This is a genomic window from Pedobacter ginsengiterrae, assembly GCF_039537385.1.
GTDB lineage: Bacteria > Bacteroidota > Bacteroidia > Sphingobacteriales > Sphingobacteriaceae > Pedobacter > Pedobacter ginsengiterrae.
On the sequence record NZ_BAABAK010000015.1, the window covers coordinates 264,902 to 288,482 of the forward strand.

At 36.0% G+C, this 23,581-nt stretch carries 21 protein-coding genes; 17 read left to right on the plus strand and 4 right to left on the minus strand.

Annotated elements, in window-relative coordinates; translation table 11 throughout:
* Window positions 1-60: 60 nt before the first annotated feature.
* The 5 genes from ABD692_RS14255 to ABD692_RS14275 all read left to right on the plus strand — a co-directional run bounded on the left by ABD692_RS14255 (window position 61) and on the right by ABD692_RS14275 (window position 2,593).
* Window positions 61-396 carry a tRNA-binding protein gene (locus ABD692_RS14255; protein WP_316755186.1) on the plus strand — a complete coding sequence of 112 codons (336 nt, stop codon included), beginning with the start codon at window positions 61-63 and terminating at the stop codon, window positions 394-396.
* A gap of 176 nt (window positions 397-572) precedes the next feature.
* Entirely contained in the window at window positions 573-1,040 is a 468-nt protein-coding gene (locus tag ABD692_RS14260; RefSeq protein WP_316755185.1) for a nucleoside deaminase, read from the plus strand.
* 138 nt (window positions 1,041-1,178) lie between these two features.
* Window positions 1,179-1,787 (plus strand): superoxide dismutase, encoded by a 609-nt coding sequence (locus tag ABD692_RS14265; protein ID WP_344768042.1) that lies wholly within the window; start codon window positions 1,179-1,181, stop codon window positions 1,785-1,787.
* Window positions 1,788-1,877: 90 nt separating this feature from the next.
* On the plus strand, window positions 1,878-2,318 hold the full coding sequence (locus tag ABD692_RS14270; protein ID WP_344768044.1) for a hypothetical protein: 441 nt from the start codon (window positions 1,878-1,880) through the stop codon (window positions 2,316-2,318).
* Between the two features lie 23 nt (window positions 2,319-2,341).
* Window positions 2,342-2,593, plus strand: coding sequence for a hypothetical protein (locus ABD692_RS14275; RefSeq protein ID WP_344768045.1), 252 nt, complete (start codon window positions 2,342-2,344; stop codon window positions 2,591-2,593).
* Here the strand turns inward: ABD692_RS14275 and ABD692_RS14280 are convergent.
* Entirely contained in the window at window positions 2,590-3,522 is a 933-nt protein-coding gene (locus ABD692_RS14280) for a hydrogen peroxide-inducible genes activator (protein WP_316755179.1), read from the minus strand. The genes ABD692_RS14275 and ABD692_RS14280 overlap by 4 nt on opposite strands.
* A 207-nt stretch (window positions 3,523-3,729) precedes the next feature.
* Between ABD692_RS14280 and ABD692_RS14285 the strand changes: the two genes are divergently transcribed.
* Complete coding sequence (locus ABD692_RS14285) at window positions 3,730-4,164, plus strand: carboxymuconolactone decarboxylase family protein (RefSeq protein ID WP_344768048.1); 435 nt, start codon at window positions 3,730-3,732, stop codon at window positions 4,162-4,164.
* A gap of 43 nt (window positions 4,165-4,207) precedes the next feature.
* Here the strand turns inward: ABD692_RS14285 and ABD692_RS14290 are convergent, their stop codons facing one another.
* Entirely contained in the window at window positions 4,208-5,008 is an 801-nt protein-coding gene (locus ABD692_RS14290) for a rhamnogalacturonan acetylesterase (protein WP_344768050.1), read from the minus strand.
* 250 nt (window positions 5,009-5,258) lie between these two features.
* On the opposite strand from ABD692_RS14290, the gene ABD692_RS14295 reads away from it, so the two are divergent.
* The 11 genes from ABD692_RS14295 (at window position 5,259) to ABD692_RS14345 (ending at window position 20,767) form a co-directional block, all read left to right on the plus strand.
* Window positions 5,259-6,215: a pectinesterase family protein gene (locus tag ABD692_RS14295; protein ID WP_344768052.1), complete on the plus strand. Its 957-nt coding sequence runs from the start codon at window positions 5,259-5,261 to the stop codon at window positions 6,213-6,215.
* Between the two features lie 156 nt (window positions 6,216-6,371).
* Complete coding sequence (locus ABD692_RS14300) at window positions 6,372-8,042, plus strand: glycoside hydrolase family 28 protein (protein ID WP_344768054.1); 1,671 nt, start codon at window positions 6,372-6,374, stop codon at window positions 8,040-8,042.
* Between the two features lies 1 nt (window position 8,043).
* Window positions 8,044-9,975, plus strand: a complete 1,932-nt coding sequence (locus ABD692_RS14305; protein WP_344768056.1) for a glycoside hydrolase family 88 protein — start codon at window positions 8,044-8,046, stop codon at window positions 9,973-9,975.
* A gap of 15 nt (window positions 9,976-9,990) precedes the next feature.
* Window positions 9,991-11,007: a pectate lyase gene (gene pelA / locus ABD692_RS14310; protein ID WP_344768058.1), complete on the plus strand. Its 1,017-nt coding sequence runs from the start codon at window positions 9,991-9,993 to the stop codon at window positions 11,005-11,007.
* A 36-nt stretch (window positions 11,008-11,043) separates the two neighbouring features.
* Window positions 11,044-12,555 carry a tagaturonate reductase gene (locus ABD692_RS14315; protein ID WP_344768060.1) on the plus strand — a complete coding sequence of 504 codons (1,512 nt, stop codon included), beginning with the start codon at window positions 11,044-11,046 and terminating at the stop codon, window positions 12,553-12,555.
* 2 nt (window positions 12,556-12,557) lie between these two features.
* The gene (locus ABD692_RS14320) at window positions 12,558-14,204 is read left to right on the plus strand and encodes a UxaA family hydrolase (RefSeq protein ID WP_344768062.1); all 1,647 of its coding nucleotides are present in this window, start codon (window positions 12,558-12,560) and stop codon (window positions 14,202-14,204) included.
* Between the two features lie 127 nt (window positions 14,205-14,331).
* Window positions 14,332-15,732: a glucuronate isomerase gene (uxaC, locus tag ABD692_RS14325; RefSeq protein WP_344768064.1), complete on the plus strand. Its 1,401-nt coding sequence runs from the start codon at window positions 14,332-14,334 to the stop codon at window positions 15,730-15,732.
* A gap of 113 nt (window positions 15,733-15,845) precedes the next feature.
* Window positions 15,846-16,895: a PfkB family carbohydrate kinase gene (locus ABD692_RS14330; RefSeq protein ID WP_344768065.1), complete on the plus strand. Its 1,050-nt coding sequence runs from the start codon at window positions 15,846-15,848 to the stop codon at window positions 16,893-16,895.
* Window positions 16,892-17,554 carry a bifunctional 4-hydroxy-2-oxoglutarate aldolase/2-dehydro-3-deoxy-phosphogluconate aldolase gene (locus tag ABD692_RS14335; protein ID WP_316755157.1) on the plus strand — a complete coding sequence of 221 codons (663 nt, stop codon included), beginning with the start codon at window positions 16,892-16,894 and terminating at the stop codon, window positions 17,552-17,554. Before ABD692_RS14330 ends, ABD692_RS14335 begins: the two co-directional genes overlap by 4 nt.
* Before the next feature lie 22 nt (window positions 17,555-17,576).
* Window positions 17,577-19,016 carry an MFS transporter gene (locus tag ABD692_RS14340; protein ID WP_344768068.1) on the plus strand — a complete coding sequence of 480 codons (1,440 nt, stop codon included), beginning with the start codon at window positions 17,577-17,579 and terminating at the stop codon, window positions 19,014-19,016.
* 125 nt (window positions 19,017-19,141) lie between these two features.
* Entirely contained in the window at window positions 19,142-20,767 is a 1,626-nt protein-coding gene (locus ABD692_RS14345) for an NADP-dependent glyceraldehyde-3-phosphate dehydrogenase (RefSeq protein ID WP_344768070.1), read from the plus strand.
* Between the two features lie 149 nt (window positions 20,768-20,916).
* Here ABD692_RS14345 and ABD692_RS14350 read toward each other — a convergent pair whose 3' ends face one another.
* Window positions 20,917-21,654 (minus strand): rhamnogalacturonan acetylesterase, encoded by a 738-nt coding sequence (locus ABD692_RS14350; RefSeq protein WP_344768072.1) that lies wholly within the window; start codon window positions 21,652-21,654, stop codon window positions 20,917-20,919.
* Between the two features lie 127 nt (window positions 21,655-21,781).
* Entirely contained in the window at window positions 21,782-23,575 is a 1,794-nt protein-coding gene (locus ABD692_RS14355; protein WP_344768074.1) for a RagB/SusD family nutrient uptake outer membrane protein, read from the minus strand.
* Window positions 23,576-23,581 lie beyond the last annotated feature (6 nt).

Consider the following 23,581-nt stretch of genomic DNA (forward strand, 5'->3'; position numbering starts at 1 on the left):
TCGTTACAAAATCGTTGAAGTTGCTATTCTAAATTTTATAAATTAGCCAAAATTATAATTATGGAAGAAATAACCTGGAACGATTTTGAAAAAGTAGAATTGCGTGCTGGAACAATTTTAGAAGTTTTTGATTTCCCTGAAGCTAAAAAACCTGCCTACAAATTAAAAGTAGATTTTGGTGAGTTCGGAGTAAAAACAAGCAGCGCACAAATTACAAAGCTATATACAAAAGAAGAGTTACCTGGTAAACAGATTATTGGCGTGGTTAACTTTCCAAAAAAGCAAATTGGTAAGTTTATGTCAGAATTTTTAGTAACTGGCTTTGCTGATGAAAATGGAGATATTGTTTTATCTACAGTTCAGGGCAAAGTACCGAACGGGAGCAAGCTTATTTAATTTGCTTATTGCGGGGGCTAACTTAAATAGTTTTGCAGGCATTTCGATGCTAAACCCGACTGAAACGAGCACGCAGTAAAGTGTAAGGCGGGACTGCTGATTCGGAATTGCATGACATTTGCTTTTCTAATTAAAATGAGGCACTTCAAAAATCAGTTATAAATTTACCTTTGTGTATGAGTTTTTACGATTTCGAGAATAAAGATAAAGACGCGGAGGATATTCATTATATGAAACTGGCTTTGGCTGAAGCACAAAAAGCAATGGCTGAGGATGAAATTCCGATTGGCGCAATTGTAGTTTCTAAAAACAGAATTATTGGCCGCGGGTATAATTTAACAGAACGCTTTAATGATGTTACAGCACATGCGGAAATGCAGGCTTTTACCTCGGCTAGCCAAACCATTGGCGGAAAATATTTAACGGATTGTACTTTGTACGTTACCATTGAGCCTTGTGTAATGTGCGCTGGTGCCAGTTACTGGACTCAGATTAGCAGAATAGTTTATGGTGCACGCGAAGAAAAAAGAGGTTTTTTATCGAAAGGTGCTAATTTATTACATCCAAAAACTGAACTTAAGGGCGGTATTTTAGCTGATGAATGTGCTGCGTTAATGAAAAATTTCTTTGCCAGGAAGCGATAACACAAATTATTAGTCACTTACTATTAACTGTGTGTACATAACAAAAACATTTGATGATAATAACATGAACAAAACTTAACCTTTGAATGTTATATTTGCTTCAAGAAACATTTTTTAAACTTTAAACATATAAATATTATGGCTTTTGAATTACCTGCGTTACATTACGCAACCGATGCATTAGAACCGCATATTGATAAAATGACCATGGAAATCCACCATGACAAACATCATCAAGCTTATGTTACTAACTTAAATAAAGCTGTTGAAGGTAAGCCTGAGGCTAATTTAAGCATCGAAGAAATTGTAAAAAACATTTCTAAATACCCAGCTGCTGTTAGAAATAATGGTGGTGGTCACTATAACCATTCTTTATTCTGGAACGTTTTAGGTCCGAACAAAGGTGGCGAGCCGACAGGCGATTTAGCTAAAGCAATTAATGCTGCTTTTGGTTCTTTTGCTGATTTAAAAACTAAAATGCAAGAAGCTGGTGCAACTCGTTTTGGTTCTGGTTGGGCTTGGTTATCAGTTGGTGCTGATAAAAAACTTCAGGTTTCTTCTACTCCAAACCAAGATAACCCTTTAATGGATGTAGCTGAAGTAAAAGGTACTCCAATATTCGGTATCGATGTTTGGGAACATGCTTACTACTTAAAATACCAAAACAAACGCCCTGATTATTTAGCGGCAATTTGGAATGCAGTTAACTGGGATGCAGTTGCAGAGCTTTATAAAAAAGCATTGTAATTAACCATAAAACAAGATAATTAAAGCCTGCAAACTCAAATTTGCAGGCTTTCTTATTAATTAATACCTTCGCATATATTATTTATACAAATGAAAAAGGTTATATTTTTATTCTTAATTGTTATAGGCATAAACAGCTTAGCTACTGCACAACAAAATAAAGTGCCTACTCCTACTGAAATTGCCAAGAAAAATGTAGAAGATTTAGATAAAAAGTTAAAGTTAAATGATACTCAAAAAAGTATTATTTATAGCTTAACTTTTAATCAAGCTAAAGAACAGGCAGATTTGGTGAAGAGACAACAAGCTGGCAACTCTAGAGAGGATGATGCCGACAAATATTATAAACTTCAAAACCAAACTTCTAAAGGGATCCGTGAGGTTTTAAAAGGCGACCAACAAACTAAGTACGATAAAATTATCGAAGAACGTTTGAGTGGGAAAAGCAACAAGAAAAAGAAAAAAGGGGAAGAAGAAGAGGTTGAAGGCGACATTAATGGCTTATTAATTAAACCTGAAAAGGTTAATTAGTAGCTTTAATAAAGTTAAATACAATGCCAGAAATAATAGTTGGGAGTATTGTAATTTGTCTTTTACTATCTCCGCAACTTTTGGCTGGATTTCTGGCCAAAAGAACAGGACGAAATTTTTGGTTCTGGTTTTTTATATCCTTCTTTATTCCAATAATTTCCCTTATAATTTTAATTTTTATGGAGGATAAAAATCCACAAAGTGAAAGTTATAAACTAGCTGATCATGTTGGAAAAGACAGCGAAAAAATCAATTCTGATTTGATAAGCAACTAAATACCGACCACGTCCTTTTTCTTTCTCTGCTTCATTGCTTTCGGAATAATTTCTAAGATTTCATCTTTTAATGCATTTAGCATTCTTTTTTTGATGAAGTTTTTATGTGTTACCAAACTAATTTCGCGAACAGGCTCAGGTGATTTAAAATGCCTTATTTTATTTGTTTGTTTTGCATTTAATTCGGCAATGGCAAGTTCTGGTAATAAAGTAGCGCCACCGTTTAAATCGACCATTCTTACCAAAGTTTCTACGCTACCTGTATTGTATTCAAGGCCTTGTAATCTGTTATTCTTGGTAGAACGACAAATATTTAAAACCTGGTTTCGCATGCAATGACCTTCGTTTAAAAGCCAAATGTTTTCGTCGTTTAAATCTTCCGCATCAACTGCCTTCTTTTTATAAAGCTTACTGTTTTTGCTAATGTAACTTACAAAGTTTTCGTAATACATTGGCATTTCGATAATATTCGGGTCAGTTAATGGCGTAGCTAAAATACCGCAATCTAAAACGCCTGTTTTTAAATGCTGAATAATATCTTCGGTAGTATATTCCCAAATCAACAGCTTTAATTCTGGATATTTTTCGAGCATTGCTGATATCACTTCAGGCAGTAAATATGGCGCTACTGTTGGAATAACGCCAATTCTTAATTCACCTAAAACATCTTGTTGCTGGCTATTGATCAGCTCTTTTACTTTTCCGCTTTCTTGTAAAATAACTCTTGCCTGCGCTATAATTTGTGAACCAATTTCTGTTGGGCTTACAGGTTGTTTGCTTCTATCGAATATTTTTACACTTAATAATTCTTCGAGTTTTTGCACCTGCATACTTAACGTTGGCTGCGTTACAAAACACTTATCAGCAGCAGTTACAAAACTTCTATAAGTATCTACGGCCACAATATATTCAAGTTGAACTAAAGTCATATAGGTAAAATTGATTTATAATTTCAAATATATAAATTTCATTTATAACTTATTCTAAACAAAAATCATTTATTAAAATAATGTGCTAGTGAAAGAACTAACTATGAGCAAAAACAATTAAACTCTAGAGATTTACTTTCTTAAACTACATTAAGTTTTTTAAGTTTCTGAATGCGGAACTTTACATCGCAAATAAAAAACAAAAACATGGAAAGTAGAATTGACATTCAAAAAATTGAGCCTGCAGCTTACCAGGCTATGTATGCCTTAGAAAAATATTTAGCTTCAAGTTCCTTAACTCCTACTCATAAAGAGTTAATTAAATTAAGAGCATCACAAATTAACGGTTGCGCATTTTGCATAAATATGCACAGTACCGATGCCCGTAAGTTAGGCGAAACCGAGCAAAGAATTTACTTATTAAATGCCTGGAAGGAAACAAATCTTTATACAGAAGAAGAGCAAGCGATTTTAACATTAACAGAAGAAGTAACCTTAATTACAAATCACGTTTCTGATGCTACTTACCAAAAAGCAGCAAATCTTTTTGATGAGCATTATTTGGCTCAAATAATTATCGCAATAGTAACCATTAATGCATGGAATAGAATTGCAATCACTTCGAGAACTATGGTAGGATAATATTCGATAACATTTCGCCTGGGTCGGCAAAAACTCGGGCGATTTATTTCTTTTTATTAAGTTCTATCAAACTTAAATAAACTAACCTGGCAACGGCTTTAGCGCCTTCGGGCTGAAAATGTGTATTATCTTTCTGTCCTTTCGGATAAGCTTCGTATTTGCCAGAATCGAGGTTCATAAAATAGTTTTTAGAAACAAAGTCTTGACCTTTTTGAGTAAAAAATGTTGCAGAAAGTGTAGTTAAATCAATAACAGGAACATTTAGTTCGTTTGCAACATCTTTTACCGCTTGCGGATAATCACCATGGGCACTTCCTAAAACGCCATCTTTCCAAGGGTAGTTACGTGTAACTGGAGTGATTAAAACTGGGAAGGCTCCCTTATCCCGACTTTCTTTAACATACATTCGAAGGAAATTTTTATAGCCTGGTATATCTACATATCGTTCGGCCTTATCTTTTGCCGCATCATTATGACCAAACTGAATTAAAACCAAATCATTTTTATGCAAAGCACTTTTAACCTCTTGCCATCTTCCCTCTTCGAAAAAAGTTCTGGTACTTCTACCGCCTTTAGCTTTATCTATAACAAGCACCGTATCACTCTTTATTAATCTATTTAATTTTTTAAGGCTATCGCGATATAGAAATTGTTGAAAAACCTGACCCCAACCTGTAATGGGATATTTCTTTTGGAGGTAATCAGATTCCTGAGTGTAATCAGCAACGGTAGAATCACCGATCAGATAAACATGAACTGGCCTTGACTTAAATAAGAAGGCTGATAGTGAAAGAAAACACAAGAAGCAAAAGCCGATTAAAGTAAATCTTCTATTTTTATTCATGGTAATGATTTTAAAAATCCAACTATCAACTAATCACATTCGTTACAACAAGGTTACTCCATTTTTAAATTTATTACAATCTTTATTGTGCAATCGTTCCCGTTATCGTTTGCGATGTTTAATTTTTCAATAATATATTTAGCATCAAGTTTTATGTTTAAAATTGTTCATCATATATTATTAAAACACGGCTGCGTTTAACATTAAAAAACTCGCAGCCGATTTTATTTTCTTCTAACCAAATTCTTATATGAAAATTTCATTCTTTTTATTTCTGCTAACAATTTGCCTAACGGCTAATGCATTAGAAATTAAACCCGATTTTATAGTTAGTGCCGACGGTAGCGGAAACTTTAAAACTGTTCAGGAGGCCATTAATGCTGTACCCGATTTTAGAAACAAAACCACTACAATTTTTATTAAGAAAGGTATTTATAAAGAGAAATTGATTTTAGCTGCTTCAAAAAAGAACGTAAAGTTTATTGGAGAAGATTTATATAAAACCATTTTAACGTATGATGACTACAACCAAAAGAAAAATATTTTTGGCGAAGAGAAAGGCACATCTGGTTCATCGAGCTTTTACATTTATGGCGAGGGCTTTTCTGCAGAAAACCTAACTTTCGAAAACTCCTCGGGCCCTGTTGGACAAGCTGTTGCAGTTTGGGCTGGAGGCGACAAACTAATCTTTAATAATTGCAGGTTTTTAGGCTTTCAGGATACACTTTATACTTACGGAAGTAATAATCGCCAATACTACAAAAACTGTTATATAGAGGGCACGGTAGATTTTATATTTGGTGCTTCAACTGCCTGGTTTGAGAATTGTACACTTTACTGTAAAAAAGCAGGTTATATTACAGCTGCATCAACAGCAGATACAACGAAATTTGGTTACGTGCTAAACAATTGCAAAATAAAAGGTGATGCACCTGCTAGTAGTTTCTACCTGGGCAGGCCATGGCGACCGTATGCGAAAGTTGTTTACCTGAATTGCGAACTGCCTGATCTTATCTATGCTGAAGGATGGAATAATTGGAGTAAAGAAAGCAACGAGCAAACTGCTTATTATGCTGAATATAAAAGTACTGGCAAAGGTGCTAATAGTCAGAAAAGAGTTAAGTGGTCGCATCAGTTAACAAATGATGAGTATAAAGCCTACACTTTGGAAAACGTTTTCCGTGGATGGAATCCAGAAGGAAAATAAAACCATAAACAGCTAATTAACAAATGGTTAACACAAGAAACACTTCTGAAACAGCCTTTTTCTTTGGCAACGATTGCATAGATTTTTCTTCTATTTTACCGTTAAAGACCGTACACTTGTTTTACAATAACCAAGTATAATTTAACGTAGCAACTAATGAAACATTTAATAGGTCGTTTACACCCCCGTAAAGCAGCTTTAGCCTCTCTAATTTTACTCTCTGTAAGTGTTTCGATGGTAAGAAGTCAAACTTTACCAGTAATTAAGCAGGTTACATTTAAAAAAGATACTACAAGCATTGTTAATTTCGGTGCCAAAGGCGATGGCGTAACTTTAAACACAGTTAGCATAAATAAAACAATTGCAACGGTTAGTCAAAAAGGTGGTGGTGTTGTATTAATCCCATCGGGTTTATGGTTAACTGGCCCTATTGAATTAAAAAGCAATGTTAACTTACATTTAAAACGCGATGCGATCCTTCAATTCACTGATGATTTCAATCAATATAAACTAGTAGAAGGCAACTGGGAAGGCCAGCCAGCCTGGCGCAATCAAAGTCCTATTTCTGGAACTAATCTCGAAAACATAGCCATTACAGGTTCAGGCATTATAGATGGAAACGGCGGCGCTTGGCGCATGGTTAAAAAAGATAAACTTACTGAAACACAATGGAAGAAATTGGTTTCTGGTGGCGGGATAGTTAGTGAAGACGGCAAATTATGGTATCCATCTGCAAAAACTGTAAAAGGTTCTAAAACCAAAAACGCAGGCGTTATTGTATCAGGCAAAACAGCTGCTGATTATGAAGATATTAAAGATTTCTTAAGACCAAACTTATTGGTTCTAACCAGCTGTAAAAAAGTTCTTTTAGAGGGTGTTACTTTTCAAAACTCGCCCGCATGGAACTTGCATCCACTAATGTGCGAGGATTTAACTTTGAGAAATCTACAGGTTAAAAACCCATGGTTTGCACAAAACGGGGATGGTGTAGATGTAGAATCTTGCAAAAATGTATTAATAGAAGGCAGCACGTTCGATGTTGGCGATGATGGGATCTGCATTAAATCGGGCAGAGACGAGTCTGGCCGAAAACGAGGTATGCCAACAGAGAATGTGATCATCAGAAATAATGTTGTTTACCATGCGCATGGTGGCTTCGTAATTGGAAGCGAAATGAGTGGTGGCGCAAGAAATATTTGGGTTTACGATTGCTCTTTTATTGGTACTGATATTGGTTTACGCTTTAAAACAACCCGCGGTCGTGGTGGTGTAGTCGAAAATATTTATGTAAATAATATTAATATGATCGATATTCCAGGTGAAGCTATTCTATTTGACATGTACTATGCAGCTGTAGATCCAGTTCCATTAGCTGGTGAAAAAAGAGAGGCTATAAAAACGATAACGGTACCTGTTACAGAAGCAACACCTCAATTTAAAAATATGCACATTAAAAATGTAGTTGCCAATGGCGCCGAAAAGGCAATATTTTTTAGAGGATTACCTGAGATGAACATTAAAGATATCCATTTAGAAAATATAACTATTCAATCGAAAAAAGGAATTGAGATTATAGAAGCCTCTGGCATCTCCCTAAAAAATGTTAATGTAGTTACTGAAGATACCAATCCGATTTTAAGTGTTCAAAATGGCACAAACATCAGCATCAATGGCTTAAAATATAAAAACGGGAGCGAGTTGCTTTTTAATATTAGTGGCGAAAAAACTAAGGGCATTAAAGTAAGTGGCACGGATGTTTCTAAAGCAAAAAAAACATCTGTATTTAGTGAGGAAGTAAATAAAACGGCATTAGAGATTTCTAAATAATATGAAAAAATTTATCATACAAGCCAATTCGATATTAACTGTTTTAACGGTTCTATGTACTGGCGTTTTTGCACAAAAAAAATTATCCGAGCAGTTAACCTTAACTGCAATGGAAACCCTGTTTCAAGATACAACAGTTCTTAAAGATGCCAAAGGACCAAGATGGAGTTATGATATGGGCGTTGTTTTAGAAGGTGCCGCACAGGTTTGGCGCAATACTGGCAATGGCGATTATTTCAAATACATCCAATCTTCTATGGATGCTTATGTTGATAAAACTGGAAGTATTAGAACTTACAAAAGCGAAGATTTCAACATCGATAATATAAAAAATGGTCGATCTTTATTATTGCTTTATAAAGTTACGGGGCAACAGAAGTATTTAACTGCAGCTACTCACCTTTACAATCAGTTGCAACAACAACCTCGCACAAAAGCGGGTGGTTTTTGGCACAAGAAAATTTATCCGAACCAAATGTGGTTGGATGGTTTATATATGGGCGAGCCCTTCTACGCAGAATATGCAGCCTTAATGAAAAAAGATTCGGCTTTTAATGATATTGCCAATCAGTTTATTTTGATGGAAAAAGTTTCCAGAGATACAAAAACAGGCCTACTTTATCATGGTTACGATGAAAGTAGATTGGAGAAATGGGCAGACCCAACGACTGGTAAATCACCTAATTTTTGGGGCAGAGCAATGGGTTGGTACATTATGGCTCTTGTTGATGTTTTGGATAATTTCCCTAAAAACCATCCAAAAAAAGCAGAATTAATCGCAATTCTAAATCGTACGGCTATTGCAACAGTAAAGTATCAGGACTCGAAATCTGGCGTATGGTTCGATATTATGGATATGTCAACGCGTAAAGGCAATTATTTAGAGAGCTCTGCATCGAGCATGTTTGTTTATGGCTTGGCTAAAGGCGTTAGAAAAGGTTATTTACCACAATCTTTTATGGTAGCTGCAAATAAAGGCTATGCAGGTTTAAAGAAAGAATTTATAGAATCGGCAGGCGATGAAAGAGTAAATTTAACTAAAACGGTTTCTGTTTCGGGTTTAGGTGGAAAACCTAAATATCGTGATGGCAGCTTTGAATATTACATCAGTGAAAAAGTAATTACTAACGATCCGAAAGGCGTTGGTTCATTTATTTGTGCAGCGGCAGAAATGGAAATCGATGCTTTACCTAAACCTGGAAAAGGTTTAACCGTAACAGTAGATAACTTTTTCAATAATGAATATATGAATGGCCCTACCAGCGATAAAATTCCTTTTCATTACCTTTGGAATGAGGATGACAATAACGGCTTCTCTCTGTTTGGAAAAGTCTTTAACGATGCGGGCGTTAAAACCTCAACACTTTCAATTGCTCCAACTACTACAAATTTAAAGGGCTCGAACATTTATATCATTGTAGATCCAGATACAGAAAAGGAAACTGCAAATCCAAACTTTATGAATGCTGCACATGCAAAGCAGATTAGCGAATGGGTAAAAGCAGGTGGCGTTTTAGTGTTATTATTAAATGATGTTGGTAATTGCGAAATCACAAAGTTTAATGTTTTACCAGAAACTTTCGGCATCCATTTTAATGAAGATAGCCGCAATAAAGTACAAGGATTAAACTTTGAACAAGGTGCAATAAAAATTCCTGCGGGAAACAGCATTTTCAAAACAGCGAAGAAAGTTTATATCAAAGAGATTTCTACAATTGCCATAAAAGCGCCTGCTGTTTCTGCATTGACAGATAATGGTGATGTAGTTATTGCTACTGCAAAATATGGCAAAGGAACAGTTTTCGCTGTTGGCGACCCTTGGTTTTACAATGAATATATCGATGGCAGAAAGCTACCAAAAGACCTTGAAAACTTTAAAGCAACCAACGATTTAGTAAACTGGTTAATTAAACAGGTTCCTGTAAAGAAATAGTAATCCACTACAACAATGAACAGATTAAAAACATTTCTCTTGTTTGCGTTAAGTATATTACTAACGTCTTGTTATGCACAAACGCCAACAGATTCTGTTGCTGATAAAATGCTGGCTTATCAATTAAGTAACGGTGGCTGGCCAAAGCAACTCGAAGATAAAAGTGTTGTGAACTATGGCGCTACCTTAACGCCTGAACTGAAAGAAAAAATAAAAGCAACAACCGATTTGCATGCAACTTTTGATAACAAAGCAACAAGTCGTGAGGTTATTTACCTGGTAAAAGCATATAAAAAAACGAACAATAAAGCCTATCTAACTGCTGCTGAAAAAGGTTTAGACTATATTTTAATTGCACAATACCCAAATGGTGGCTGGCCGCAATACTATCCTGATAAGGCTCTTTATCGTACTGAAATTACCTACAACGATGATGCGATGATTAATATTTTAAATATTCTTCAAGACATCGCCACAAAATCGAATGATTTTGATGTTGTAAATGCGAACTACATTAAAAAAGCCGAAAAAGCAGTTGCAAAAGGAGTTGATTGCATTTTGAAAACACAGGTTAAACAAAATGGAAATCTAACAATTTGGGGTGCGCAATATGATAAAGATTCTCTACTTCCAGCCAAAGCGAGGGCTTTCGAACCCGCCTCATTAAGTACAAGTGAATCTGCGAATATTGTTCGTTTCCTGATGCGTTTCAATAAACCATCAGCAGAGATAAAAAATGCGATTACTGCAGCCGTAAAATGGTTCGCAGATTATAAAATTACAGGTTACAGGTTTGATAGAGAAAAAACCTCATCGGGCTTAGTTGCTGATAATACGGCTACTTCCTGGGCTCGCTTTTATGATTTGAACAAGAACATTCCAATTTTTGGAGATCGCGATAATACCATAAAACTCAAACTTGAAGATTTAAGCCCAGAGCGCCGAAATGGCTATGCGTGGTATGGCAACTGGGGTCAAAAACTGATCGAAAAAGAATATCCGAAATGGTTAACCATGAACAGTACAAAATAATTAAAAACTCGTCGCAGACGGCAAAATGAAAAACAAATGATTTTAAGCAGAGAAAATTTAAAAAACATAAATGGGGAAAATGTTAAAGTACCTGCGGTAGAACTTTTAGAATTGCCTGAAAGAGTAATTCAATTTGGAACAGGTGTTTTACTTCGTGGCTTACCCGATTATTTTATTGATAAAGCCAATAGAAACGGTGTTTTTAACGGCCGCGTTTTAGTTGTAAAATCTACTTCTCAAGGCGGTGCAGATGCTTTTTCTAAACAAGATAATCTTTATACTCTTTGTGTAAAAGGAATTGAAGACGGCATAAATGTTGAAGAAAATGCAATTAATTCTTCAATCAGTCGGGTTTTATCAGCAGCACAAGATTGGCCTGAAATTTTAAAAGCAGCACACAATCCTGATTTGCAAATTGTAATTTCAAATACAACTGAGGTTGGAATTGTTTTAAGTGAAGACAAAATAACGGATAATCCACCTCAATCTTATCCAGGTAAATTGCTTGCATTTTTACACGAAAGATATAAAGCTTTTAATGGTTCGGCAGAAAGTGGAATGGTTATCGTACCAACTGAATTAATAAGCGATAATGCAGATAAATTAAAAGATATATTATTAAAATTATCGGTTCAAAATAAGTTAAGCTGGGATTTCGAACAATGGTTAAAAACCTCGAATCACTTTTGCAAATCTTTGGTCGATCGCATTGTTCCAGGCAAACTTCCTGCAGCAGAACAAAAAGCAATTCAAACGCAATTGGGTTACGAAGATGAGTTGATGATTATGGCTGAGCCTTTCAGACTTTGGGCTATCGAATCATCAAATCCAAAAGTGAAGGAAATTCTATCTTTTGAAAAAGCAGACAAAGGAATTTTTATTGTTCCATCTATCAATAAATTTAAAGAGTTAAAGCTTCGATTATTGAACGGAACACATACGTTAAGCTGTGGCTTAGCCATTTTAGCAGGTTTTGATACCGTTAAAGAAGCAATGGCGAATGAGGCTTTTGCTAGCTATGTTTCCAACTTGATGCAACAAGAAATTGCACACTCTTTAGAAAACGACGACATTACTTATCAAGATGCGGTTGATTTTGCTTCAAGTGTAATCGATCGTTTCAGTAACCCATCTTTAGAACACAAATGGCAAGCAATTACGCTAAATTTCACTTCTAAAATGCAAATGCGTAATATGCCATTAATCAGAAAATATTATAGTCAAAAAAATGAAGTGCCACCACTTATTGCACTTGGTCTTTCTGCATATATTATCTTTATGAACACAACAAAAGACGGCGCAAATTACATTGCAAATGTAAAAGGTAAGGCTTATCCTGTTCAGGATGAATTTGCCGAAATTTTATACGATTATTGGCAAAATCCTGAAACTGCAATTGATAATATTTTAGGCGACAGGCGTTTGTGGGATAAAAACTTAAACAACTATCCTGGCTTTAATGCTGCAATAAAAAATTACGTTGATTTACTACAAAACGCTGGAGCAGAAGAAACATTAAGTAACTTGCATACAGAAAGAACAATTTAAAAATGGTTACAAGAATTTTAAAAATTCACCCGAACGATAATGTGTTAGTTGCCTTACAGGATTTGGCAAAAGGAGAAACGATTATTCATGATGGGCATGAATATACTTTACAGGATGATATTCAGGCAAAGCATAAATTTTTTATGCAGGATATGAATGCTGGCGATCACATTATTATGTATGGCGTGTTAGTTGGAAAAGCACAACACTTCATATTAAAAGGCGGTTTAATGGATACAGAGAACACGAAACATGCTTCTGATCCGTATGAATTTCGCCCCTATAATTACGAGTGGCACGCACCAGATGTTTCTAAATTCGAAGGCAGAACTTTCAATGGTTATGTCCGTAACGATGGTCGTGTTGGAACTGCAAATTACTGGCTTTTCATTCCAACAGTTTTTTGCGAAAACCGAAATTTAGATGTAATCCGTGAGGCTTTACACAATGAGTTGGGTTATGCAGTTACTGATAAATACAAATCATATACACATCAACTGGTTGATGCATACAAAAACGGCGAAAGTTTAGCTGAGGCAGATACAAGCGCCATCGGAAATGCAAATCCAGCTGCAAATAGAATCTTCAAAAATGTTGATGGAATTAAGTTTTTAAACCATCAAGGCGGATGTGGCGGTACACGCCAGGATGCAGCAGTTTTAAGCAAATTATTGGCGGCGTATGCCGATCATCCAAATGTAGCTGGTGTTACTGTTTTAAGTTTGGGTTGCCAGAATTTGCAGGTGCAAGATTTTATGGACGACTTAAAACACCGCAGTCCTAATTTCGATAAACCGCTCTTTATCTTCGAACAACAACAATCGCAAAGCGAAGAACAATTAGTTAAAGAAGCTATCCGTAAAACATTTATTGGTTTAACTGAAATCAATAAAATCGAGCGTCAGCCAGCACCATTAAGCAAGCTTGTTTTAGGCGTAAAATGTGGTGGCAGCGATGGCTTTAGTGGCATTAGCGCTAATCCAGCTGTTGGTTACACATCCGATTTATTGGTTGCATTAGGCGGAACCGTTTTACTTGCAGAATTTCCTGAGCTTTGCGGTGCCGAACAACAATTAATCGATCGTACAAAAGATGAAACTGCAGCTCGCAAATTTATCCAGTTAATGACTGCTTATAATCAGGCGGCGGAAAATGTTGGCTCAGGATTTTTCATGAATCCATCACCAGGAAATATTAAAGACGGTTTAATTACCGATGCAATAAAAAGCACTGGGGCAGCAAAAAAAGGCGGAACTTCTCCTGTAGAAGATGTTTTAGATTACACCGAACCTGCTACAAAACCAGGCTTAAATTTAGTTTGCACACCAGGAAATGATGTGGAAGCAACCACAGGAAAAGCAGCTTCTGGCGCTACATTGATTTTGTTTACTACAGGCTTAGGTACTCCAACAGGGAATCCAGTTTGCCCAACCATTAAAGTTGCAACAAACAACAAGTTAACCAAACGCATGGGCGATATCATCGACATTAATTGCGGACCAGTTATAGAAGGCGAAAAAACCATTGAGGAAATGGGAGCAGATATTCTGGAATATTGCATTAAAGCAGCCAGCGGTGAAGTTATTCCAAAAGCGGTTTTGCTTAATCAGGATGATTTTATACCATGGAAACGTGGTGTTAGTTTGTAAGCAAGCGCCGATGTATGAAGCAATCTTCCATAAAAACAGACTGCTTCATACTTCGTAATGAATAACCAAATAGAATATTAACAGATAGAATTCTTTATTAAGCTACTATCTAAAACCTCATTTTAGAATGAAACCTTTCTTAGACGAAAATTTTCTTTTGCAAACAAAAACAGCTCAAAAGCTTTATCATGAATTTGCAAAATCAATGCCGATTATCGATTATCATAATCATTTAATTCCCGAGCAAATTGCAAACAATGTTCAATATTCAAACATAAGCCAGGTTTGGCTTTATGGAGATCATTACAAATGGAGAGCAATGAGAGCAAATGGTGTAGATGAAAGATACATCACTGGAAATGCAACAGATTATGAGAAGTTTGAAAAATGGGCACAAACTGTTCCTTATACACTTCGTAATCCTTTATACCATTGGACACATTTAGAATTACAGCGTTATTTTGATGTAAACGAAATTCTTTCTGGTAAAACAGCACAAAAAATTTACGATAACTGTTCATCAAAATTGCAAACTTCAGAATATTCTGTTCGTGGCTTACTAGCGAAAATGAATGTAGAAGCTGTTTGCACAACTGATGATCCTTTAGATAGCTTAAATTTTCACCAACAGTTAGCTGCTGAAAGTAAAAATTTGAAAATGCTACCTGCATTTCGACCTGATAAGGCGATGAACAGCGATGATATTGATGGCTTAAATGAGTACATAAATAAGTTAGAAGTCGTTGTAAATAAAACAATCGGCAATTTTCAAGATTATCTTGATGCTTTAAAAAGTCGCCACGATTACTTTGCTGCCCATGGTTGTTCAGTTTCTGATCATGGTTTAGAACAAATTTATGCTGAAGATTATACTGATGCCGAAATTACTTCGATCTTTGAAAAAATCAGGAATAAAAAAGGTATTTCTTATCAGGAAAATCTAAAGTTCAAATCTGCAATGTTAGTTTATTTTGCAGAATGGGATCATGAAAAAGGTTGGGTTCAGCAATATCACTTAGGTGCCTTACGTAACAACAACACGAGGATGTTAAGTCAGCTAGGCCCCGATACAGGTTGGGATTCTATCGGCGATTTTAGTCAGGCAAGAATGCTTTCCAAATTTTTAAATCGTTTAGATACACAGGATAAATTGGCAAAAACAATTATCTACAATTTAAACCCAGCGGATAATGAATTGATCGCAACTATGATTGGAAATTTCAACGATGGTTCTGTAGCTGGAAAAGTTCAGTTTGGCTCTGCATGGTGGTTTTTAGATCAAAAAGATGGCATGATAAAACAGCTGAATGCATTATCAAACATGGGGCTTTTAAGTCGCTTAGTAGGTATGCTTACCGATTCTCGCAGTTTTCTTTCTTTTCCTCGTCACGAATATTTCAGAAGGATAGTTTGTAATCTCTTTGGAGATGACGTAGAGAATGGAGAATTGCCGAACGACTTAGAATGGATTGGCAAAATTGTGCAGGATATTTCGTATTTTAACGCAAAAAATTACTTTAAATTTTAACAAAATCGGTCTTTTTAATGGAAAATGATTGGAATCAAATCGTTTCAATCGTTTTCCTTTGGTTTTCTGCCTCGAATTAAAAATAAGCAGAAAAATGCCAGTTCAACATAAAAATGAGCAACCAGATATTACCACAATCAGAAAATAGAAAAAAAGTTTTAAGCTTCGGTGAAATTCTTTTACGCATTTGCCCAGATATGGATGGCGAATGGCTTAAAGAAAATAAATTACCCTTTTATGTTGGCGGTGCAGAACTAAATGTAGCTACAGCTTTGGCACTTTGGAATGTACCATCTGCTTACCTTTCGGCCGTGCCCGATAACTCAGTTACTAGAGAAATTATAGATTATCTCGATAAAAGAGATATTGATACAACGCCTATGGTGTTCCATGGCGACCGCTTGGGTTTATATTATCTTCCGAAAGGAAAAGATTTAAAAAACGCTGGTGTAATTTACGATAGAGCAAACTCTGCCTATGCAGATTTGAAGGTTGGCCAAATAAACTGGGATGAAGTATTTGAAGATGTTAGTTGGTTTCATTTTAGCGCAATCTGTCCTGCAATCAATCAATCAATCGCCGATATTTGTGTAGAGGCTTTAAAAGTAGCCAGCTCAAAAAACATTACCGTGTCATTAGATCTTAATTATCGAGCGAAGCTTTGGAAATACGGGAAAGAGCCTATCAATATTTTACCCGAATTAGCCAAATATTGCACCTTAATAATGGGAAATGTTTGGGCTGCAAATAAAATGCTTGGAACAGCGCTTCATGATGATTTAAAACCAACAGAAGGCTACGCAAAGGAAACGTTACTGCAACAAGCTACTGATACTTCGAAAGAAATATTAAGTTTGTTTACAGCATGCAAAGCTGTTGCAAATACTTTCCGTTTCGATAATGGAAAAGGTATAAGATATTATACCACAATTTATACAAATAACGAATTAACGGTTTCAGAAGAATATGTTTCTGACGAAATTTTAGATAAAGTAGGCAGTGGAGACTGTTTTATGGCAGGATTAATTTACGGTTTCTACAATCGATTACCTGTTAGCGAAACTTTAAATTTTGCTACCGCAGCAGCATACGATAAATTATATATTCCAAGTGATGCAACAACAAGTACGGTTGCCGAAATAGAAAAAAGAATAATAAGATGATAAGCAATAAGCATAAAATTTTAGATGCCATTTTAGAGCAAGGTATGTTACCACTTTTTTACCAGGATAGTGAAGAAGGTAGCGTGGAAATCCTTCGTACTTTATACAAAGCAGGTGTACGTGTTTTCGAATATACCAACCGTGGTAAATCGGCATTGCCGAATTTTAAAAAGTTGAAAGAAATCCGCGATGCGGAAATGCCTGATTTATATTTAGGTATAGGAACCATAAAAACACCTGCTGATGCAAATGCTTTTATTGAAGCTGGCACTGATTTTATTGTTGCACCAATTGTTAATCCTGCGGTTGCAGAAATTGCAAATAAAATTGGAATGCTTTGGATTCCTGGATGTATGACGCCAACTGAAATTAGTGTTGCGCAAGAACATAAAGCTATGCTAATTAAAATTTTCCCAGCAAATATTTTAGGCCCAGAGTTTATTTCATCAATTAAAGATTTATTTGCAGGACAGCTTTTTATGCCAACAGGCGGCGTTGAAATTAACTTGGAAAATTTAAAAACCTGGTTTAAATCGGGGGTTTGTGCAGTTGGAATGGGTAGCAAATTAATCAGTAAGGATGTGATGAGCAAAGGGCTTTATGACGAATTATTTGACAACACAAAATTGGCAATTGACTTAATTAAGCAGAGTAAGTAAAAGATTTTAATAACCTAACCAAATGAACCAACCCAAAACAAGCAAATACAGATGGACAATATGTTTACTCTTGTTTCTTGCTACTACGATAAATTATTTAGACAGACAAGTACTATCCTTAACATGGACTGATTTTATTAAACCAGAATTCCATTGGGATAACAACGACTACGGAAATATTACGGCCTTGTTTTCTATTTTCTATGCAATATCGATGCTTTTTGCAGGTCGTTTGGTTGATAAACTTGATACAAAAAAGGGTTTCTTGTGGGCAATTGGCGTTTGGTCAGTTGGTGCATGTTTACACGCTTTCTGTGGCATTGCAACAGCAGGAATAATAAACGGAAACTGGTTTGTAGGCTTTGAAGGTGCCAAAGAAATCATTTCAAAAATTAACAACACAGGAATGGTAGTTTCTGTTAGCGTTACCTTATTTATTTTCGCCCGATTTGTTTTAGCCGTTGGCGAGGCTGGAAATTTCCCAGCTGCAATTAAAGCAACAGCAGAGTATTTCCCTAAAAAAGATAGAGCTTTTGCAACAAGTATTTTTAATGCAGGTGCAACCGTTGGTGCATTAGCAGCACCAATTACAATTCCTTTTATTGCTAAAGCATATGGCTGGGAAATGTCCTTTATCATTATTGGTGCATTGGGTTTTGTGTGGATGGGTTTATGGGTTTTCGTTTACAACAAGCCCGAACTACATAAAAGAGTTAGCGCTGAAGAATTAGCTTACATTCAGCAAGATGTTATTAACGATAGAAAACTTGTTGATTATGTAGAGGAAACTACAGAAAAAGTATCTTTTGTTGATTGCTTTAAATTTAAACAAACCTGGGCTTTTGCTTTCGGAAAATTTATGACTGATGGCGTTTGGTGGTTTTTCTTATTCTGGACACCAGCTTATTTAAAATCTGTTTATGGGATGGACTCTACTCAGAGTGCATTCCCATTATTTGTACTTTATATGATTACGCTATTATCAATAATTGGCGGTTGGTTACCAACATACTTCGTTGATAAAAAGGGCATGAATCCTTACGAGGGCAGAATGAGAGCGATGTTAATTTTTGCTTTTTTCCCGCTTTTGGCGCTAGCTGCGCAACCATTAGGTCACATTACTTATTGGATTCCAGTAATTATTATAGGTATCGCAGGTGCGGCGCACCAAGCCTGGTCGGCAAATATATTTTCTACTGTTGGCGATATGTTTCCGAAAAAAGCAATCGCAACTATTACTGGAATTGGCGGTATGGCTGGCGGGATCGGTTCATTCATCATCAATAAGGGATCGGGATTACTATTCGATTATACTGGTAAAAACAAAATTGTTTTCATGGGCTTTAAAGGCGAAGAGGCAGGATATTTTATCATATTCTCTATATGTGCGGTTTGCTACTTAATCGGGTGGACAGTAATGAAATCATTAGTACCAAAATACAAAGTAATAGAACTAAAATAATATAGATTTCAAACATTTGGGGCTTATCGCCAGGCTCCAAATGTTAAATCAGTTTACATTAATACAATAAATCTATACTAAGACTATAGATTTACCTAACTATAAACCCTTTAAAACAAACCAAATTGAGCACAACTTTAAATCTCGAAGGTATTTTCGTTGATGAAAGCCAGATTCCTGAGGAATTCAGGCTCAAGGAAGAAATCAATCAAAAGGAATTTCTTTCTAACGGAGAAATGAAAACCTGGAGCGGACCTTTTAATGAAGTGTTTTCTCCAGTATGCGTAAAAACAGCAGATGGCTTGAAACGAAAGCGCATTGGTAGTTTCCCTGTTTGTACAGAAAAAGAATCTACTGAGGCCTTAGATGCTGCCGTAGCTGCGTACGACAATGGTCGAGGGCAATGGCCAACCATGAGTGTTGCCGACCGTATTACCTGCGTAGAAAATTTCACGCATAAAATGCTTGAGCAAAAAGAAATTGTTGCCAAACTAATTATGTGGGAAATTGGCAAGTCGTATGCCGATTCGCTTAAGGAATTCGATCGTACAGTTGAATACATTTATGCAACCATCGATGCCTTGAAAGATATTGATCGTCAATCTTCACGTTTCGAAATTGAGCAGGGTATTGTGGCGCAGGTTCGTCGTTCGCCACTTGGCGTTGTGCTTTGTATGGGGCCATTTAACTATCCGTTAAACGAAACTTTTACAACATTAATTCCAGCCCTGATAATGGGCAATACGCTTTTATTCAAACCACCAAAACACGGTACCTTATTGCACTATCCTTTGTTAGAAGCATTTCGTTCTAGCTTTCCAAAAGGTGTTGTAAATACAATTTATGGCCGTGGAAATACTATTGTTCCAGGTTTGATGAAATCAGGAAAAATTAATGTATTAACGCTTATTGGTTCGAGCAAGGTAGCCAACGAGTTAAAAAAACTACATCCAAAAGTTAATCGTTTACGAGCAATTTTAGGTTTAGATGCAAAAAATGCAGCCATCATTACAAAAGATGCTGATTTAGATTTAGCAGTTTCTGAAACAGTTTTAGGTTCGCTTTCTTTTAACGGTCAGCGTTGTACGGCAATTAAAATTGTTTACGTGCACCGCAGTTTAGCACAAGAGTTTTTAAAACGCTTATCTACTGAAGTTGAGAAATTAAAATTCGGTATGCCTTGGGAAAAAGGAGTTTCCTTAACCCCTCTTCCTGAATTAAATAAACCTGAATACTTAAAAGAATGTATTGATGATGCAGTTGCTCATGGCGCAAAAGTGGTGAATAAAAACGGAGGGCAAACCTTAGAAACTTTTGTTTATCCTGCTATTGTTTACCCTGTAAACAGCAACATGAAATTGTATCGAGAAGAGCAGTTCGGGCCAATTGTTCCAGTGGTTCCTTTTGATGATTTGGAAGAACCAATTGAATATTTAATCGGCTCACCACACGGACAGCAAGTAAGTATTTTTAGCAATAATGCAGCTGTTATTTCATCGCTTATCGATCCTTTAGTCAATCAGGTAAGTCGTGTAAATATAAATTGTCAATGCCAACGCGGTCCTGATGCATTTCCATTTACAGGCAGAAAAGACAGTGCAGAAGGAACGCTTTCTGTTGTAGATGCATTGCGTTCGTTCTCTATACGTTCGTTGGTTGCAACTAAACTTACCGAAAGCAACAAGAAATTATTAAACGAAATTGTTAGCGATAACGATTCGAATTTCTTGAGCACGAAGTATATTTTTTAAAATTATATCGCCTTTTCGACTGGAGTAAAGCGAAACGGAGAAATTTTTCAAGTGGTTAATAGCTATTTAAAAATTTCTCCGCTTCGGTCGAAATTACGATTCATATTATAAACTATAATGCTGAAACAGGTTTAGCATGACGAAAGTTTTTACTTCAATTTCTTAGCAATACCAAGTTTACGCTCTTTAATTCCATCTACAACCAAAGCCGCAATTTGCTTTGCTCCTTCTGGACTTAAATGTGTATCGTCTTTTTTTCCAATGGGATAATTTACATTTCCCGAATCTACATAGTTAAATAATTTTATTGATGGCAAATCTCCAAGTTTATTTAACAAGTTTTCGGTTTTAACCAACATATCGATCAAGGGAACCTTTAAAGAATCGGCGACCTTTCTGGTTACTTTGGGATAATCGCCATGAGAATCTAATAATACCCCGTTCTTAAAACTTCTTCGGGAAATTGGCGTAAGTAAAACAGGTACTGCCTTTTTACTTCTTGTTTCATTAACGTAATTAATGAGATTAGTTTTAAACTCTGCTAATGATGTCCCGATGCCTGGCTTCTCTATTTTTTCATCATTATGCCCAAACTCAATAAGTACGTAATCGCCAGGTGCAAGCTTTTCCAAAATAGGTTGCCATTGTTTTTCTGCCTTAAATGATTTGGTACTTCTTCCATTTAAAGCCCTGTTATCTACAACAATTTCTGAATTAAAAAAAGATTGCAGTTCCATTCCCCAACCAGTTTCGGGATAAGCCTTAGGCTGTTTATTTGCCGCTGTAGAATCGCCGATAATATAAATTGTAGATTTCTTTTGGATAAAGGTAAATGATGCTAAAATACCTGACAACACGACCAAAGCTAAAAGCAGTGTTCTTTTCATTTTAAGTTTTTTATTTAAACAACTTCAAATATTATAAATAACAGAATCAGTTTTTAACAAAGAAAGGGCTGATAAAGTTATCGCCCTTTCCAAATAAATAGTTGTTTGTATTAATATATTTCACCAATTAGTAACCATACCACTGACCACCCAATTTTGGATTCGCATCGATAACCGTTTGAGGCAATGGCAATAATTCGCTTTTATTTGGTGTAAAGGCTACGGCATAATAAGCTAATAAAGTGCTGTTTATTGTTGCTGCGTTTACCCAAGCCACACTTGCAGAACCTGTTGGCGCTGCCGGAGATGCAGTATAAAATGAATTTAGCCAAACTACAGTTGTTTGATTTGGTGTGTAATACATCGTTGCTGGTAAAGTAGCATAAGGAGCAGCTTTTGCAGCCATTAATGCTAAATTCGCTTTAGTTTCGGCAATTTTAGAAGCCAACATATTCCATCTGATTAAATCGTACTTTCTAATACCTTCGCCACCAAATTCAAATTGACGTTCTTTTACCAAAGCGTTAAAGAAACCAGTATAATCAGAAGGTGTAGTTCCTATTAAAGATGCAGTACCACCAAAACCTCGGGTTCTAACTTGTTCAAAAGCACTTTTCGCTGCTGCAGTTGGCCCAGAGCTTAGCTCATTATCAGCTTCTGCAAACATTAATAAAACATCGGAGAAACGAATAACTGGCCAGTTAACACCAAAATATTGTGCAGCACTTGTTAAAACTGAAGGACTTTGCCAATCTCTTCTAAATTTACCATCAAGCATGGTAACCATACTACGTGGGCGTAAGGTTAAATCCAGGTTATTATCGTAAGGCGCACAAGTAACATCACGGCGTTTATCATTCGCATCAAATGCATAGAAATAAGTTGGAAGAATGGTTAAGGCTGCATTACCAACCGCTGTTGTTCCTGGTGTAGCAACCGTAAACTGACGTGGTCCATTATAATAACCTAATTTACTATCTCCAACACCCGAGCTGCCACCCGTCATACCAACTTCCCATAAAACCTCGCCGTTAGCTTCAAATTTGTGTGCATTAACACCATCTTTAAAAACAGATTGGAAACTCGGATTAAGTTTATGATCAGCTCTTGCCATAATAATTGCGCACTCATCTTTAGCAATTTGATAAAATGTTTTGTAATCTGCATTACGCTTCATTGTTTTATCTTGTCTCAAAGAATATCCGCCTCTAAACAATGCATACCTCGCACGCAAGGCTCTGATAGCACCCTGACTAAGTCGATCACTTGTAACTGATGATTCTGTACGCCAAGGCACTAAAGGCGCTGCTACAGCTAAATCTCTAATTATATGATTGTAAATTGTATCTCTATCGGTTCTTGAATTGTAAGGATCGCTTACATTTATAGATGAAGTAAACTGAGCAGGAACATCGCCCCAATTTCTAATTACTTCAAAATAAAACTGAGCTCTTAAAGCCAAAGCTTCACCATAAAGACGTTTCAGTTCTTTTTGATCAGCTGTACTACCATTTGTATAAGCATCCATTTTCGGAATGTTATCTATACAAATATTTGCACGTTCTATACCTACATATAACTGGTTAAACGGACCTGCAAGCTGCGTATTTGCTGGCTGAACATTAAAGTGAGCGATGTCCCTACGTTCGTTATCTGGATAAGGCGTTCCGCCCTGCCCCATCATTTCATCATTATCGTAAGGATAATACATGCTCAATCGAATGCCATAACCCTGATCTCCGCCAAGTGATGAATATACACCTAACAATGCCTTTTGCGCATTGGTAACATTACTAAAAACGTAATCGTTACCAAAAGATGAAATTGGTTCTACTTCTAAGAATTTCTTACACGAAGAAATTGTGAAAATTGATGCGGTGATAAAAATTCCGCCTATAATTAATTTTAAATTAGTTTTCATTGTTGC